This window comes from Actinomadura physcomitrii, from assembly GCF_008923205.2.
Classification (GTDB): Bacteria; Actinomycetota; Actinomycetes; order Streptosporangiales; family Streptosporangiaceae; genus Spirillospora; species Spirillospora physcomitrii.
Map to the genome: position 1 here is coordinate 16,834 of NZ_WBMS02000070.1, position 16,017 is coordinate 32,850.

Genomic DNA, 16,017 nt, shown 5'->3' on the forward strand with positions numbered 1-16,017 from the left:
TCGATGACTAAGGTTCGGTTAAGCCGCCCTTAAGGCGTCGATAGGGCCTTTATCGGCCGCGTTCCCGGTCTAGCGTGGCGCCGTGGCGCAACTGTTGCTGGTGGAGGACGATTCCGAGGTGCGCAGCAGGCTCGTTCGCGCGCTTGGCGAGCGCGGGCACGCGGTCGCGTCGGCGCCCACGGGCATGGACGGCATCCGGCGGGCGGTGAACGCCCGGCCGGACCTGGTGATCCTCGATCTCGGGCTGCCGGATCTGGACGGCGCGGAGGTGCTGCGGATGCTGCGCGCGGTCAGCTCCGTCCCGGTGATCGTGGCGACGGCCCGCGACGACGAGCGGGAGATCGAGCGGATCCTGAACGCGGGCGCGGACGACTACCTGGTGAAGCCGTTCGGGGCGGGGCAGCTGGACGCGCGGGTGCGGGCGGTGCTGCGCCGGGCGGACGATCCGGGCGCGGCGGCCCGGGAGGTGCGGGTGGGCGGGCTGCGGATGAACGCGGCGGCACGGGAGGCGTCGCTGGACGGCCGGCCGCTGGAGCTGTCGCCGAAGGAGTTCGACCTGCTGCTCTACCTGGCGTCGCGGCCGGGGCAGGTGGTGTCGAAACGGGAGCTGCTCACCGAGGTGTGGCACGTGCCGCTCGGCGGGGCGAACAAGACGATCGACGTGCACGTGGCGTGGCTGCGGCGCAAGCTCGGCGAGTCGGCGTCGCGGCCGCGGTACCTGCGGTCGGTGCGCGGCTCCGGCATCAAGATCGTCGATCCGTCGTGAGAAGGCACATCACGCTGCTGGTGGCGTCGACGGTGGTGCTGGTGCTGGTGGCGTTCCTCGTCCCGCTGGCGCTGCTGGTGAAGGACGTGGCGCGGACGCGGACGCTCGCGGCGGCGAACGTGCGGGCGCAGGCGCTCGCGCCGGTGGTGGCGGCGGGCGACCGGGGGACGGTCGAGGTGGCGCTGCAGCAGACGGCGTCGAGCGGCTACCCGATGACGGTGCTGTGGCCGGACGGGAAGTTCAGCGGCGCGCCGGCGGACCGGGACGCGGGGGTGCGGCTGGCGGAGCGGGGCCGGAGCCTGACCGTGGACACGCCGGGCGGCCGGGAGATCCTGGTGGCGGTGCTCGGCGGCCGGGGCGGGACGGCGGTGATCCGCGCGTTCGTCACCGACCGGCAGATGTCCGCCGGCGTCGGCCGGGCGTGGGCGATCCTGGCGGGGCTCGCGGCGGGGCTGCTGGCGGTGAGCGTGCTGGTCGCGGACCGGCTGGCGCGGTCGCTGGTGCGGCGGATCACGAAGCTGGCGGCGCTGGCGAAGGGCATCTCGACCGGGGACCTGGACGCGCGGATCGAGCCGGGCGGCCCGCTGGAGATCCGCGACGTGACGGTCGGGCTGAACGAGCTGGCCGGGCAGATCGACGCGCTGCTGTCGCGGGAGCGCGAGCAGGCCGCGGACCTGTCGCACCGGCTCCGCACGCCGCTGACGGTGCTGCGGCTGGAGGCGGAGACGCTGCGGGACCCGGCGGAGGCGGGCCGGATCGGCGAGCAGGTCGACGTGCTGGAGCGGACCGTCACCGAGCTGATCAACACGACGCGGCGGCCGGTGCGCGCGGAGGCGCCGTGCACGGACGCGACGGCGGTCGTGGCGGAGCGGGTGCGGTTCTGGTCGGTGCTGGCCGACGAGCAGGACCGGCGGATGGACATGCGGATCCCGTCCGGGCCGCTGCTGGTCCGTGTGCGCGCGGAGGACCTGTCGGCGTGCCTGGACGCGCTGCTGGGGAACGTCTTCGCGCACACGCCGGAGGGCAGCGCGATGGGGGTGGCGCTGGAGGCGCGCAGCGGCGCGGTCTACCTGACGGTCGACGACGCGGGCCCCGGTTTTCCCGGGCGGCACCTGCTGCGGCGCGGGGTCAGCACGGCGTCGTCGACGGGGCTCGGGCTGGACATCGTGCGGCGGACGGCGGAGGCGAGCCACGGCAGCCTCCAGCTCGGCGAGTCACCGGCCGGGGGCGCGCGGGTGATGGTCCGTTTCGGTGTCCCGCCGCGCGACGCCGAGCCATCCTGACGGCTTGCGCTCCGGGGCATTACGCGCCTTAGCCGACTCTTAACCCGTCCGAAGCGCCCTCTTATCGGGTGAGCCGCGAATCTTACGGCGTGATGTCCCCTCCGCCGTCCGGCGGCGGATCCGTCCTGCCGCTGGCCAACCGCATCGTGCGGCTCGGCGGCGCCGGCGCGGGCGCCGTCCTGCTCGTGCTGTGCGCCGTGGTCGCGCAGACGACGAGCGCGCCGGCGAGCCGTCCCGCGGCGGCGCCCTCGCCGGCGTCCGAGCGGACCCGCCCGGCGCACGCGTCGCGGAGCTCCAAGCCCGCGACGACCACCGCGAAGACGACGCCGCTGGTCCGGACGGTGACCACGGCGGTGCTCAAGCAGCGCTCGACGATCGCGCGCCGCGAGTTCGGCGGGCGCGCCCCGGCGGCGCCGACCGTCCTGCTGTCCCGGTCGGACGCCGCGAAGGGCTGGGCGTTCGGCTCGTCGGTGATCGCGCCGCCCGCCGGAGTGGACGCGCCGCCGGACGCGTCGCTGTTCCTCGCCCACCACGACAAGACCGGCTGGCAGGTGTCGGTGACCGGCGCGCGGACCTTCGCGGCGTTCGTGAAGAACGCCCCGTCCGACGTCGTGCCGGACGGCGAACGCACGCTCCTCGCCCGTTACGGAAAGGCCGCTTCGAGCGGGACGGCCACCGGGCTGGAGCTGCCCTGGGGCGTCGGCAAGTCGTGGACCATGCGGCCCGCCGGCGACCCCAGGGCGATCGCGTTCGCGGGAGGGGACGGCCGGGTCCTCGCGCCCGGGCCCGGCCGCCTCTACCGGCTGTGCAGCCGGACGTCCGGGCACGCGATGCTGCTGCTCATCCATCCGAACGGGCTCGCCTCGACGTTCTCCCGGCTGACCGCGCTGACACCGGTGAAGGACGGCGGCGCGGTCCGGACGGGCGCCTACCTCGGCACGACCGGGCGCGGCCTGCCGTGCTCGTCCGGGCAGGCCGCCGGGCCCGCGTCCGTGGTGTTCGGGGTGCTGTCCGGCGGGCGGCCCGCCGCGCTCAACGGGTTGCAGGTGGGCGGCTGGACGCTCCAGGTCGCGGCGTCCGGGAAGGCCGTCGCGGCGGCGCGGGACGGCGTCCGCGTGCAGGGCGGCGACCCGCTGCTGAACCTCGGCTCCGGCGCGCTCCCCGTGCCGTCGCCGTCGCCGACCGCCACGGCGTCCCCGAAGGCGTCCCCGGCATCGCCGGCGTCCCCGACGGTGACGGCGCCATGACGGGGAGGCGCGCGTGAGCACGACCTCGTCGCCGCCCGTCCGGGTCCCGGCGGGCCGCCGCACGCTCAAGATCACGCTGATGGCGGTCGGCCTCGCCGCCGCCGCGGCCATCGGCCGGACGGCGGGCGCCGCGCACCTGCTCACCGCCGCGCACGCGTTCCTGGAGTTCTTCTCCGGCGTGTTCACGCTGGTCGGGCTGACCGGCGCGGTCGTGTTCGGGCTGCTCGCGGCGAGCCGGTTCACGCCGATCCGGCTGCGCATCCTCGCCCAGTCCGGGCACCGCGCCGCCGCCACGCTCTCGCTCAGTTTCCTCGCCGTCCACATCGTGCTGAAAGTGCTGGAGAAGCACGCGTCCGCGCTCGACGCGCTGCTCCCCGCCGCCGGGTTCCAGGGGCACGGGCTGATGGTGAGCCTCGGGCCCGTCGCCGGCGACCTGATGATCCTCGCCGCGCTCACCGGCGTCGCCCGCGGCCGGTTCATCGGCGCCGGACGCGCCTGGACGTGGCGGCTGCTGCACCTCGCCGTCTACGTGTGCTGGCCGGTCGCGCTCGTCCACGGCCTCCAGGCCGGGCGCGCCGCCAAGAGCTGGGTGATCTACAGCTACCTGCTGTGCGCGGCGGCCGTCCTCCTGCTGGTGCTGGTGCGGCTGGCGATCGCGTCCCGGCACCGCCGCACGTCCGGGCCCCGGCCGGTCCGCCCCGTCGCGGCGGCGCGTCCCCCGGCCCGGCGGCCCGAGCCCGCCGCCGAGGCCCGCGTCCCCGACGAGCAGTTCTGGGCGGACCTCAAGGACGAGGCGCGCCGCTGGTCCAGGAGCCGCCCGTGAGCACCGCCACGACGACCGGCCGGGGGTTCCGCCTCACCACCATCGGGCCGCCGCGCCTGTTCGCCGGCCTCGACCGGACGTCCCGGCTCGACGCGGCGGCGCACCGGCTCGTCCACCCCGTCCCGCGCGGGCTGCCGCTCCGCGAGCTCGCCGCGCTCGCCGAGGCCGCCGACCTGCGCGGACGCGGCGGCGCCGCGTTCCCGTTCGCCCGCAAGCTCGCCGCCGTGCACCGGTCCGCGCAGCGCACCGGACGCGACTGCGTCGTGCTCGTCAACGCCACCGAAGGCGAACCCGCCAGCTCCAAGGACAAGGCCCTCCTCGCGCACGTCCCGCACCTGGTGCTGAACGGCGCGGTCCTCGCCGTCAAGGCGCTCGGCGCGCGGGAGCTCGTCATCGGCGTCACCGACGACGGCCTCGCCGCGCGGTCGCTGCGGCTCGCCCTCGCCGAGACCCGGCTGCGCGACCGCGCCCGCGTCGTCCAGCTCCCCGAGCGGTTCATCACCGGGGAGGGCGGCGCGCTCGTCCGCGGCGTCAACGGCGAGACGCCGATCCCGCCCGGCCAGAAGGTCCGGGCCGCCGACAGCGGCGTCGACCGGCTCCCCACCCTGCTGTCCAACGCGGAGACGTTCGCGCAGCTCGCCGTGCTCGCCGAGCTCGGCGCCGACCGGTACCGCGCCGCCGGCACGCCCCGCGAACCCGGCACCGTCCTGCTCACCGTCACCCTCCCCGACGGCGGCCACATGGTCGTCGAGACCCCCGCCGGCGTGCCGCTCGCCGACGTGCTGCGGCACTGCGGCACCGACGCCGGGCAGGGCGTCATCGTCGGCGGCTACCACGGCGCGTGCCTCACCCCCGAGCAGGCCGCGCGGGTCAGGGTGTCGCGCGAGTCGATGGCGGCGGCCGGCGGCGCGCTCGGCGCCGGGATCATCGTCCCGCTGCCCCGCGACACCTGCCCGCTCGGCGAGATCGCCCGCGTCGCCGGGTACATGGGCGCCGAGTCCGCCGGGCAGTGCGGGCCCTGCCGGCTCGGCCTGCCCGCCATCGCCCGGTCCGTCGCCGCGCTCGCCGCCGGCACCGCCGGGGACGAGGCCGTCGCCGCCGTCCGCCGCGGCAGCGCCACCGTCCGCGGACGCGGCGCCTGCAAGCACCCCGACGGCACGACCCGGTTCCTGCTGTCCGCGCTGCGCGCGTTCGACCAGGACGTCGCCGCGCACCTCGACCGGGGCGGCTGCGGCCGGCCGACCCGCCGCTTCCTGCCCGTCCACGGCGAGGAGCCGGAGGAGGCGGAGGCGTCCCCGCACCGGCTCGCGATCGACTGGTCCCGCTGCGCCGGGCACGGCCTGTGCCGCCACCTGCTGCCCGACCTCGTCCGGCTCGACGAGTTCGGCTACCCCGTCATCACCGACGGCGCCGTCCCCGCGCGGCTGCTGCGCGACGCCGTCCAGGCCGCCGAGATGTGCCCCGCCCTCGCGCTGTCGGTGCGGAGCGCCTGACCCGGCGCGGTCAGTTCGCCGAGTAGCGGTGGGGGCTCGCCACGAGCGGGTAGAGGCGTGAGCGGTTGCGGGGGCGGGCGGCGCGGTGGTGGCCGTCCACCGCGGCCTCGATGATCTGGTCCTCGGCGCTGAACGCGCTCTCCATCACCGCGATGAACTCGGTGTTCGGCGGGTGGACGCGGGCGGCGGCGTTGGCGGTGCGGCGGATGAGCACGCGGGCGCCGCTGCGCAGCGCCGACTCCAGGTGCCGGACGTCCTGGCCCGCGCGGGCCTCGTGGGCGCCGAGGCGGCGGAAGTGGTCGAGCGCGGCGCCGCGGTCCTGCGCGCCGGTGTAGACGGTCAGGGCGTCCCGGACGAGGGTGAGGATCATCGCGGCGCTCAGCCCGGTGTAGGCGGGGACGCGGCCGGCGATCTCGCCGACGATCTCGGCGGTGATCTCGTCCAGCCGCTCGGCGAGCAGTTCGGTCACGGGGTTCATGGCGGCGTCCCTTGGGTTCCGTCGTCGCGTCGATCCGTCCCGCGCGTCCGCGGTGAGAATATGTTACTCACGCGTAGGCCGGATGTACCGCCTGAAAACGGAGATCTTTCGCCGCCCGTGCCGGGTCAGTGGGCGCGGACGCGCGCGTGCCCCGCGCGGAAGGTGTGCCGGTAGGCGGACGGCGGGACGCCGATCGAGGCGACCAGGTGCTGGCGCAGCGACGCCGACGTGCCGAAGCCGGCCCGCTCGGCGATGCGGTCGACGGGCAGGTCGGTGGTCTCCAGCAGGCGGCGGGCCAGGTCGACGCGCTGCCGGGCGAGCCACTGGCCGGGCGTCATCCCGACCTCGTCGCGGAACCGGCGGGAGAACGTGCGGACGCTCATCCGCGCGTGCCGCGCCATCTCGGCGAGCGGGATCGGCCGGTGCAGCTCGCCGAGCGCCCACGCGCGGGTCGCGGACGTGGCGGCCGCGTCGGGCTCGGGGACGGGGCGCTCGATGAACTGGGCCTGGCCGCCCTCGCGCCACGGCGGCACGACGCACCGGCGGGCGACCTGGTTGGCGATCTCGCTGCCGTGGTCGCGGCGGACGATGTGCATGCACAGGTCGATCCCGGCGGCGACGCCCGCCGAGGTGAGCACGTCGCCGTCGTCCACGAACAGCACGTCGGCGTTCACGTCGACGTCGGGGAACAACCGCTTGAAGCGCTCGGCCTCGGCCCAGTGCGTGGCGGCGGGGCGGCCGTCGAGGAGCCCGGCGGCGGCGAGCAGGTGGGACGCGGTGCAGATCGACACGATGCGGGCGCCGGGGCGGAGCCGGGCGAGGGCGTCCGCGACCGGTGCCGGGCACTCCGCCGCCACGGCGGGGCCGCACCCGAACGGCGGGACGACGAGCGTGCCGGCGGTCTCGATGATCTCGTGCCCGTGCTCGACGGCGATGGCGAAGTCGGCGCTGGTGCGCACAGGACGGCCGTCGATCCCGCAGGTCAGCACCTCGTAGAGGGGTTCGCCGGCGGGGCCGGTGGCCGAGCCGAAGATGCGGACCGGGATGCTCAGCTCGAACGGGTACACGCCGTCGAGGGCGAGGACGACGACACGGTGCATGGCCAGAGTCTTTCATGCGCCGCGATATGGCCACACTGAGACTCTCTGTTTTCCTGCACGTGCATCTGCACTTGCTACTACTATCCCGGGTGCAGCGTCCCCACCCCGAGGAGCGGCCGTGAGCGCAGGGCAGGATCCGCGATCGGCCGGGCCCGGCAACGGGGCGGTGCGGGGGCCCGCCGCGCGGCGCATGCTGGTCGGCGCCCGGCTGCGCGACCTGCGCGAACGCAGCGGGCTGAGCCGCGACCAGGCCGGCTACGCGATCCGCGGCAGCGCGTCCAAGATCAGCCGGATCGAGCTCGGCCGCACCTCACTCGCCCGCCGCGACGTCGCCGACCTGCTCACCCTCTACGGGCTGCCCGCCGGCGCCGAGCGCGAGGAGCTGCTCCGCCTCGCGCAGGAGGCCAACGAGCGGGCCTGGTGGCACCGGTACGGCGAGCTGGTCCCCGCCTGGACGCACCGGTTCCTCGACCTGGAGGAGGCCGCCCGCGAGGTCCGCGCCTACGAGCCGTGCCAGATCCCCGAGCTGCTGCAGACCGAGGACTACACGCGCGCCTGCCTGGCGATCCGGGACGGGATCCGGGAGGGCGACCGGCGCATCGAGATCGACGAGCGGGCCGCCGTCCGGCGGCTGCGCCGCCGGCGGTTCGAGGGCGACCCCGGCCGGACGCTCGCCGCCGTCCTCGACGAGGCGGCGCTGCGCCGCTTCGTCGGCGGCCCGGAGCTGATCCGCGGCCAGCTCGGGCACCTGGCCGCGCTCGCCGACGCCGGCCGCGTCGAGCTGCGGATCATCCCGGTCGGCGGGCGCCCGCTGCCGCTGGCGCACGGCTTCACGATCCTCGGCTTCGCCGGGCGGGCGCTGCCCGACGTCGTCTACCTCGAGTTCCTCACGACCGCGCTCTACCTGGACAAGCCCGCCGACCTCGCCGCCTACACCGCGGCCTGGGACCGCCTGTGCGCCGCCGCGCTGCCGCCGGACGCGGGCCGCGCCCTGCTCGCCGAGCTGATCGAACCGCTGTGACGGCCGCCCGCCGGATCAGGGCGTGAGGTCAGGCGGGCGGCGGGTTCGCGGCTGCGCCCTCGGTGCTCAGCAGGACGACGGTGTCCGCCGGCCCGAGGCCGAGTCCGGGCCGCGCCGCCCGCACCCCCGCCAGCGCGGCCGCACCGCACGGACCTGCGGAGACCCCGGCGGCGGCCAGGTCGCGCGCGGCGTGCGCGACGTCCGCGTCCGCGACACTGACGGCGGCGTCCACGCCCGCCCGCAGGTAGGGCCACGCCGCCGAGGACGGCGTGGCGCAGTTCAGCCCCGCCATCGCCGTCGCGCCCGTCTGCACCGTGACGAGGCGGCCCGCGGCCAGGCTCGCCAGCACGCACGGCGCCGCGTCCGGCTCCACGGCCAGCAGCTTCGGCGCCGACACCCCGGACCGGTAGTGCACCACCGCCGCCTGCGCCAGCGACCCCACCCCCACCGGGACCGCCACGACATCGGGCGCGCCCGCCCCCGCCGCGCGCAGCTGCGCGTCGATCTCGGCGAACAGCGTCGAGTAGCCCTCCACGATCCACCGGGGCACGCGCTCGTAGCCCGGCCAGGCCGTGTCCTGGACGAGCAGCGCCGACGCGTCCCCCCTGGCCGACTCCGCAGCCGCGCGCACCGCCTCGTCGTACGGCGCGCCGACGCGGACGACCCGGGCGCCCTCCCCCTCGATCGCGGCGAGCGCGGCGGGGTGGACGCCGTCCGGCACGAACACCTCCGCCCGCGTCCCGAGCATCCGGGCCATCGCGGCGACGGCCCGCCCATGGTTGCCGTCCGTCGCGGTGACCAGCCGGAACGCCCCCGCGCGGGCGCGCAGCGCGGCGACCGGCCCGGCCGCCGGGACCGGCACGCCGAGGCGGTCGCACAGCGCCCGGCAGACGCCCCACGACGCGCCGAGGATCTTGAACGCGGGCAGCCCGAGCCGGGACGACTCGTCCTTGACGAACACCCGCCCGGCGCCGAGCCCGGCGGCCAGCGCGGGCGCCTCGACCAGCGGCGTCGGCGCGTATCCGGGCAGCGCGGCGTGAAAGGCGGCGGCGTCGCGGGACGCGGGCGGGCATCTCCAGGCGCGGGCGGCGGGACGGGAGAACCACGAGGTGCGGGCGAGGGAGGCGGACGGGGCGGGAGGCATGCGGCCACGCTCGCGCATCCACGATCGGTCGGTCCAGCGAATGTTTCCGAGCGATAATCATCGGTACAACCGATGAATGGAGGGGCCGTGCTCGATCTGCACCGGCTGCGGCTCCTGCGCGAGCTCAAGCACCGCGGGACGCTCGCCGCCGTCGCCGAGGCGCTCTCCTACAGCCCGTCGTCGATCTCGCAGCAGCTGTCCGTCCTGGAACGCGAGGCCGGGGTGCGGCTGCTGGAACCGGTCGGCCGCCGCGTCCGGCTGACCGCGCAGGCCGAGATCCTCGTCGCGCACACCGAGGCCGTGCTGGAACGCCTCGAACGCGCCGAGGCCGACCTCGCCGCGTCGCTGCGCGACATCACCGGCACGCTGCGCGTCGCCGCGTTCCAGACCGCCGCGCTCGCGCTGGTCCCGGGCGCGCTCAGCGCGCTCCGCGACGCCCATCCCGGCCTCCGCGTCGAGATCACGCAGCGCGAACCGGAGAGCGCGCTGCCCGCCCTGCTCGCCCGCGACTTCGACGTGGTCGTCACCGAGGAGTACCCGGGCGAGCCGCACCCCCGGCCGTCCGGCGTCGAGTACGAGGAGCTCGGCGAGGACGAGATCCGCCTCGCCCTGCCCGGCACCGTCCCGCCCGGAACCGTGCTGGCCGGCCTCGCGCAGACGCCCTGGGTCATGGAACCCGCCGGGACCGCCGCCCGCGCCTGGGCCACCCGGCTGTGCCGCGACGCCGGGTTCGAACCCGACGTCCGCTTCGAGTCCAGCGACCTGCTGCTGCACCTGCGGCTCGTCGAGCAGGGGCACGCCGCCGCCCTGCTGCCCGGCCTCGTCTGGACGGACCGCCCGCCGACCGTAGCGATGGCGCGGCTGCCCGCCGGGCGGCGCGTCCGGCGGCTGTTCACCGCCACCCGCCGCGGCGGCGGCGCGCACCCCGCCGTCCGGGCCTTCCGGGACGCCCTCGCGGGGGGTACCGGATTCGCGGGCGCCGACTAGCCTGGATCGTGTGAATAACGCACCGGGCTGGGAAAGGCCCTGGTGAGCACAGCGCCGCACGCCACGCCGGCGCCATGAGACCTCCACACCCCGACCCTCGAGACTCCGCCGCCTACGGGTGTTCTGGGGGTGACCCGCACCTTCGAATGGGTGTTATCCCCGATGGCGATGACTCCGCCGCTCCGGCAGAGTCATAGTCGGCAGCAGGGGGACGAGGCCCCCTCGCAGGAAGAAGGCACACGATGTCGAACACGCCGCCCACTCCCTCGTTGACCGCCACCGACCTCGCCGAGATCCTCTTCAGCTCCGGGCTGCAGGCCTCCGACAACCCCACGCCGGAGCAGGTCCGCAGCACCGTCGACGCCCTCGCGCGCACCTGCGCCGGCGCCCCGTCCGCCTGCGCCGCCCGCGTCGCCCAGGAGGCCGGCGACCACCCCGACACGTTCGCGGTCCGGATGCGGTGGGCGCTCGACACCGTCCACGACGCCTACGGCGACCTCACGACCGCGGCCTGACCGCCGCGCGCCCGGCGACCGGGCGCGCCGACCGCACCGAAAGCAGGGACCGACAGCAGGGGAGGGACCGCCATGCGCCCCACCGCGCAGCGCACCCGCTTCGCCGACAAGCGCGAGGACATCGTCCCGCGCACGCTCCACGACCTGATCGCCGCCGACACCGCGCAGCGGCAGGGCGAGGAGGGCCGCCGGCACCGCAGACGCCGGATCATGACCGCCCGCCGCGTCACCTAGACCCCGCGGCGCCGTGCCCGTTCCGTCCGGAACGCGGTCCTGGCGGTCCATAGCCGGTCGCGTGTCGTAGCGAACTATGCTTCTGCCGTGACCGAACAGCCGGCGGACGACCAGGGCGCCGCCTCCGCGGACGCGGGCCGCGAGTACCGGATCGGCGAGCTCGCGCGGGCCGCCGGCGTCCCCGTCCGGACCCTGCGCTACTACCAGGAACGCAAGCTGCTCCCGCCGCCCCGGCGGGAGGGCCGCATCGGGCTGTACTCCGAGGACCACCTCGCCCGGCTCCGCATGATCGGCAACCTGCTGGAGCGCGGCCACACCCTCGAGGGCATCCGCGAGCTGCTGTCGGCGTGGGAGCAGGGCCGCGACATCGGCACCGTGCTCGGCGTCGAGAAGGTGGCCACCGCGCCGTGGTCCAACGAGGTCCCCGTCACGATGACGCTGGACGAGCTGGCCGAGCTGTTCCCCGGCGAGGTCAATCCCGAGTCCGTCGAGCGGGCGGTGTCGTCCGGGGTGATCGAGGTGGACGGCGACCGCGTCACCCACTGGAGCCGCCGCCAGCTGGAGGCGACCGTCACGCTGGTGCGCGCCGGGGTGCCGCTCGCCGAGGTGCTGGCGGCGGGGCAGCAGCTGCAGCGCAGCATGGACGAGCTGGCCGCGATGTTCGTCCGGCTGATCGCCGACCACGTCGTCGGCGACTTCGAGGAGCAGGACCTCGGCGACCTCACCGAGACCCTCGCCCGGCTGCGGCCCGGCGCGCAGGTCACCGTGGAGGCCGGGTTCGCGCGCGCCATGGACCGGCAGGTCCGCGCCGCGATCGACCAGCTCCTCGGCCGCCTGACCTCGCCTTAGTCACAGGCTGTCGGACCCTCGTCGCGTGTCGTGACCGGACGCCCGGCCTCTTGATCATTAGCGTGGGCGGGTGCCCGTACTCCTCGCAGGGACCCTGGCGGCGGGCGCCGCCGCCGCGATCACCGCCGGTCCCGGGGCGGCCGCCGCCGTCCCCGCCCGCGCGGCGCAGGCCCCGGTCTGCGCCTCGGCCGCGCATCCGGCGCTCGCCGCGCGGCTCGGCCGCCGCATCACCGCCGCGCTGGAGGGCCGCACCGGCACCGAGTCCGTCGCCGTCTACGGCCGGGAGCGCGGTCTGCGCTGCGGCGTCCGCGCCGGACGGCACTACGACTCGGCGAGCGTCGTCAAGGCGACGATCCTCGCCGCGCTGCTGCGCGAGACCGCGGGCGAGCACCGCCCGCTCACCAAGGCCGAGGACGCCCTCGCCACCAAGATGATCACGAGGTCGGACAACCGCGCCGCGTCCGCGCTCTGGCGGTCCGTCGGCCGCGCCCGCCTGGCCCGGTTCCTGGAGCGGGCGGGGATGGCGCACACCGCCCTCGACCCCGCCGGGCACTGGGGCCTCACCCGGATCACCGCCGCCGACCAGATCACCCTCCTGCGGCGCCTCACCGAGCACAACGCCCTGCTCACCGACGACGCCCGCGCCTACGAACTCGGCCTCATGCACCGCGTCATCGCGTCCCAGCGCTGGGGCACCACCGCCGGGACGCCCGCCGGGATCACCTGGCACGTCAAGAACGGCTGGCTCCCCCGGCACGGCAAGGAATGGCGCGTGCACAGCATCGGCGCGTTCACCGGCCCCGGCGAGGACTACCTGATCGCCGTCCTCACGCAGGGCACCCCGACCATGGCGTACGGGGTCGAGACGATCGAGCGCGTCGCCCGCGCCGTGCACGGCGGCCTCGCGCCCGGCACCCGCGCCCCGGTCCTCGGCGGCCTCCCGGACGGCGCGCCGGAGACCTCCGACGGCTCCGTCCCGCCGCATGCGTGATCGCGGCGATACTGGGGGAATGGCCGACGACGACGAACGCTGGAAGGCGCGGTTCCGCGCCGCCCGGATCAGCCTCCCCCGCTGGGCGCGCGACGCCCCGGACCGCAGCATCTACCGCTCCAACGCCACCGGCACCTGGGAGATCTACGCCTGGGACCGCGGCACCGGCGAGCAGCGGCAGCTGACCGAACGGCCCAACGGCACATGGATCGGCGCCATCGACCCCGCCGGCGAGCACGTGTGGTGGTTCGCCGACACCGACGGCGACGAGTTCGGCGTCTGGCGGCGCGTCCCGTTCGGCGGCGGCGAGGACGCCCCCGCCGTCCCCGGGCTCGACCCGTCCTACCCGGCCGGGCTGTCCCTCGGCGCGAGCGGCCTCGCGGTCGTCGGCCGCACCGGCGAGGACGGCAACACCGTCCACCTGTGCCGCCCCGGCGCCGCGCCGGAGGTGCTGTACCACCACGCCGAGGACGCGCACGTCGCCGCCCTGTCCCGGGACGAGTCGCTCATCGCGGTCGGGCACAGCGAGCACGGCGACAGCCGCCACATGGCGCTGCGGGTCGTCCGCCCGGACGGCTCCGCGGTCGCCGACCTGTGGGACGGCCCCGGCAAGGGCGTCTACGGGATGGGCTTCGCGCCCGTCCACGGCGACACCCGGCTCCTCGTCGGGCACGAGCGCCGCGGCCGCGACGAGATCCTCATCTGGGACCCGGCCGCCGGCACCGAGCGGGAGATCGTCCTCGACCTGCCCGGCGAGATCGGCGCCGGCTGGTACCCTGACGGGTCCGCACTGCTGATCTCCCACAACCACGAGGCGCGCGACGAGCTGTACCGCTACGACCTCGGCGACGGGTCGCTGGCGCGGGTCGAGACGCCCCGCGGCGTGATCGGCGGCGCGGACGTGCGGCCGGACGGCACGGTCGAGTTCTCCTGGTCGTCGGCCGCCGAACCGCCGGTGATCCGGTCGACGTCGGGCGCGGTCGTGCTCACCCCGCCCGGGCCCGCGGCGCCGCCGTCCGTCCCGGTCGAGGACGCGTGGGTGGACGGTCCCGGCGGGCGGATCCACGCGCTGGTCAGCAAGCCCGAGGGGGACCGCCCGTTCCCGACCGTGTTCGACGTCCACGGCGGGCCGACCGCGCAGGACGACGACTCGTTCGCGCCCGCCGCCGCCGCGTGGGTCGACCACGGGTTCGCCGTCGTCCGCGTCAACTACCGCGGCTCCACCGGCTACGGCTCGCGGTGGCGCGACGCGATCGAGGGACGCGTCGGGCTCACCGAGCTGGAGGACATCAAGGCCGTCCGGGACTGGGCCGTCGGCACCGGCCTCGCCGACCCGGACCGGCTCGTGCTCACCGGCGGGTCGTGGGGCGGGTTCCTCACGCTGCTCGGCATCGGCACGCAGCCGGACGACTGGAGCGTCGGCGTCGCGTCCGTCCCGGTGGCCGACTACGTCGCCGCCTACGAGGACGAGATGGAGGGGCTCCAGGCGTTCGACCGGTCGCTGTTCGGCGGTTCGCCCGAGGAGGTCCCGGAGCGGTACCGCGAGTCGTCGCCGATCACCTACGTCGAGAAGGTGAAGGCGCCGGTGCTGGTCCTCGCGGGCGAGAACGACCCGCGCTGCCCCATCCGGCAGATCGACAACTACCTCGCGCGCCTCGCCGAGCTGGGGCTGCCGCACGAGACGTACCGCTACGACGCGGGCCACGGCTCCCTCGTCGTCGAGGAACGCATCACGCAAATGTCGGCGGAGATGGACTTCGCCCGCAAACATCTGGGTATGTCGTAATTCAGTCCGCGGGGACGGGCGTCGCCCCGCCCGTCCCCGCGTTCGCCTGCGTTTACAAGATCGAAGACCCGGGCATCCCTCCGATCGGCCGCCACCGAGCGCCGCCGACAAGAGAGAGGGCCGGTCACCGACCGGCGGCCCCCCGGGCGCCGCCGCCCCGTGCGGCGGCGCGCTCACCGCCGCTCTCCGCGTGGAGAGCCGAACCGGGGGGATCACCATGGACCGGCCGCATGCCGTCCGCACGCCCACGCCCACGCCCACGCCCTGCCCGCACTCGCGCCCGCGCCCGCGCCCGCGCCGAAAACCTTCGTGCACCGCGCTCGGCACCCTTCTCGCGACGGCCGCCGCGTTCGTCGCCACGGCCCAGGTCGCCCCGGCGGACGCCACCACCGCCCCGGCACCCGGCCCGTCCACCGTAACGGCGCCTCCGCCGCCGGATCCGCCGGCGGACGGGGCATCTCCGGTCACGTTGGCCTCCGCCGCGTCGCATCCGCCGCCCGCGCCCGGACGCTCGCCCGTCGCGCACCCGCCCGGCGGAGCGCAGACCGCCGCGCAGCCGGCGAGCCCGCAGGCCCCGGGTCCGCCCGCGCGGCCCAGCCCGCCGCCCGGGACGCTCGCCGGGCTCGCGCCGTCCGCGGCGGCCACCGGGATGGGCGGCGTCCTGCCTCCGGCGGATCCCCCGGCGCCCGTATCGCCGCCCGCCTCACCGCGGCCTGCGACGGTTTCGGACCCTGCGGCGGGCGCGGCCCCGGGCGTTCCCACGGCCGGGCTCCCGGACATCCCGGACTCGGTGCGGCTGCATCATGAGGTCGCGGCGGGCTTCCTGCGCGCGAACGGGATCCGGTGGCGGTCGACCGGGCACTGCTCGGACCGCGCGCGCCCGACCTGCACGTCCTTCGAAGGGCTGCGCTGGGGCACGCTCAGGCGCCTGCTGGAGTTCCGGGCGGACACCGGCTGCCCGATCACCGTCACCGGCGGGACGGAGCGCGGCCACGCCGCCGGCCCGCGCGGCCACGCCGCCGGCTACAAGCTCGACATCGCGCCGAACCGGTGCGTCGACGCGGCGATCACGCGCTACCCGTACGAGGGGGTGCGGGGCGACGGCGCGCGGCTGTACCGGTCACCGGACGGCACGCTGTTCGCCCGCGAGCGCGACCACTGGGACATCACCTTCGGCTAGATGAATGAGTCCAAGGAGTGTCGTTGCAGTCAGTGATCATAGGCAGTCAGTGACCGCTTGATCGACTGTCCGGTCTTGTCGTTGTGCCATATCGCCGCTGTGAGAGCGAGGATCCGGCAC

At 76.0% G+C, this 16,017-nt stretch carries 16 protein-coding genes; 13 read left to right on the forward strand and 3 right to left on the reverse strand.

What is annotated here, in order from left to right:
* Positions 1 to 82: 82 nt before the first annotated feature.
* The 5 genes from F8568_RS44700 to F8568_RS44720 all read left to right on the forward strand — a co-directional run bounded on the left by F8568_RS44700 (position 83) and on the right by F8568_RS44720 (position 5,612).
* Positions 83 to 766 (forward strand): response regulator transcription factor, encoded by a 684-nt coding sequence (locus tag F8568_RS44700; protein WP_151600223.1) that lies wholly within the window; start codon positions 83 to 85, stop codon positions 764 to 766.
* Positions 763 to 2,049 (forward strand): sensor histidine kinase, encoded by a 1,287-nt coding sequence (locus tag F8568_RS44705; RefSeq protein ID WP_151600224.1) that lies wholly within the window; start codon positions 763 to 765, stop codon positions 2,047 to 2,049. Before F8568_RS44700 ends, F8568_RS44705 begins: the two co-directional genes overlap by 4 nt.
* A gap of 89 nt (positions 2,050 to 2,138) precedes the next feature.
* Positions 2,139 to 3,296: a hypothetical protein gene (locus F8568_RS44710; protein WP_151600225.1), complete on the forward strand. Its 1,158-nt coding sequence runs from the start codon at positions 2,139 to 2,141 to the stop codon at positions 3,294 to 3,296.
* 13 nt (positions 3,297 to 3,309) lie between these two features.
* Positions 3,310 to 4,119: a hypothetical protein gene (locus F8568_RS44715; protein WP_151600226.1), complete on the forward strand. Its 810-nt coding sequence runs from the start codon at positions 3,310 to 3,312 to the stop codon at positions 4,117 to 4,119.
* Positions 4,116 to 5,612 (forward strand): NADH-ubiquinone oxidoreductase-F iron-sulfur binding region domain-containing protein, encoded by a 1,497-nt coding sequence (locus F8568_RS44720; protein WP_151600227.1) that lies wholly within the window; start codon positions 4,116 to 4,118, stop codon positions 5,610 to 5,612. Before F8568_RS44715 ends, F8568_RS44720 begins: the two co-directional genes overlap by 4 nt.
* A 10-nt stretch (positions 5,613 to 5,622) precedes the next feature.
* Here the strand turns inward: F8568_RS44720 and F8568_RS44725 are convergent, their stop codons facing one another.
* Together F8568_RS44725 and F8568_RS44730 are read right to left on the reverse strand one after the other, a co-directional pair.
* Positions 5,623 to 6,090, reverse strand: a complete 468-nt coding sequence (locus F8568_RS44725; RefSeq protein ID WP_151600228.1) for a hypothetical protein — start codon at positions 6,088 to 6,090, stop codon at positions 5,623 to 5,625.
* Positions 6,091 to 6,215: 125 nt separating this feature from the next.
* Positions 6,216 to 7,190, reverse strand: a complete 975-nt coding sequence (locus F8568_RS44730) for a GlxA family transcriptional regulator (protein WP_151600229.1) — start codon at positions 7,188 to 7,190, stop codon at positions 6,216 to 6,218.
* Between the two features lie 118 nt (positions 7,191 to 7,308).
* Here F8568_RS44730 and F8568_RS44735 point away from each other — a divergent pair, with 118 nt between their 5' ends.
* The gene (locus F8568_RS44735; protein WP_328601315.1) at positions 7,309 to 8,211 is read left to right on the forward strand and encodes a helix-turn-helix domain-containing protein; all 903 of its coding nucleotides are present in this window, start codon (positions 7,309 to 7,311) and stop codon (positions 8,209 to 8,211) included.
* Between the two features lie 28 nt (positions 8,212 to 8,239).
* Here F8568_RS44735 and F8568_RS44740 read toward each other — a convergent pair whose 3' ends face one another.
* Complete coding sequence (locus F8568_RS44740) at positions 8,240 to 9,355, reverse strand: diaminopropionate ammonia-lyase (RefSeq protein ID WP_151600230.1); 1,116 nt, start codon at positions 9,353 to 9,355, stop codon at positions 8,240 to 8,242.
* 87 nt (positions 9,356 to 9,442) lie between these two features.
* Between F8568_RS44740 and F8568_RS44745 the strand changes: the two genes are divergently transcribed.
* The 7 genes from F8568_RS44745 to F8568_RS44775 all read left to right on the forward strand — a co-directional run bounded on the left by F8568_RS44745 (position 9,443) and on the right by F8568_RS44775 (position 15,897).
* On the forward strand, positions 9,443 to 10,342 hold the full coding sequence (locus F8568_RS44745) for a LysR family transcriptional regulator (protein ID WP_151600231.1): 900 nt from the start codon (positions 9,443 to 9,445) through the stop codon (positions 10,340 to 10,342).
* A 242-nt stretch (positions 10,343 to 10,584) separates the two neighbouring features.
* Complete coding sequence (locus F8568_RS44750; RefSeq protein WP_151600232.1) at positions 10,585 to 10,857, forward strand: hypothetical protein; 273 nt, start codon at positions 10,585 to 10,587, stop codon at positions 10,855 to 10,857.
* Between the two features lie 72 nt (positions 10,858 to 10,929).
* A complete protein-coding gene (locus F8568_RS44755) occupies positions 10,930 to 11,091 on the forward strand; it encodes a hypothetical protein (RefSeq protein ID WP_160574005.1) in 162 nt (53 codons plus the stop codon).
* 87 nt (positions 11,092 to 11,178) lie between these two features.
* Positions 11,179 to 11,940: a MerR family transcriptional regulator gene (locus F8568_RS44760; RefSeq protein ID WP_151600233.1), complete on the forward strand. Its 762-nt coding sequence runs from the start codon at positions 11,179 to 11,181 to the stop codon at positions 11,938 to 11,940.
* A gap of 70 nt (positions 11,941 to 12,010) precedes the next feature.
* Entirely contained in the window at positions 12,011 to 12,931 is a 921-nt protein-coding gene (locus tag F8568_RS44765; RefSeq protein WP_151600234.1) for a serine hydrolase, read from the forward strand.
* Between the two features lie 19 nt (positions 12,932 to 12,950).
* Positions 12,951 to 14,717, forward strand: a complete 1,767-nt coding sequence (locus F8568_RS44770; protein ID WP_202126103.1) for a S9 family peptidase — start codon at positions 12,951 to 12,953, stop codon at positions 14,715 to 14,717.
* 790 nt (positions 14,718 to 15,507) lie between these two features.
* Entirely contained in the window at positions 15,508 to 15,897 is a 390-nt protein-coding gene (locus F8568_RS44775; protein ID WP_151600236.1) for a hypothetical protein, read from the forward strand.
* The last annotated feature ends 120 nt before the right edge of the window (positions 15,898 to 16,017 follow it).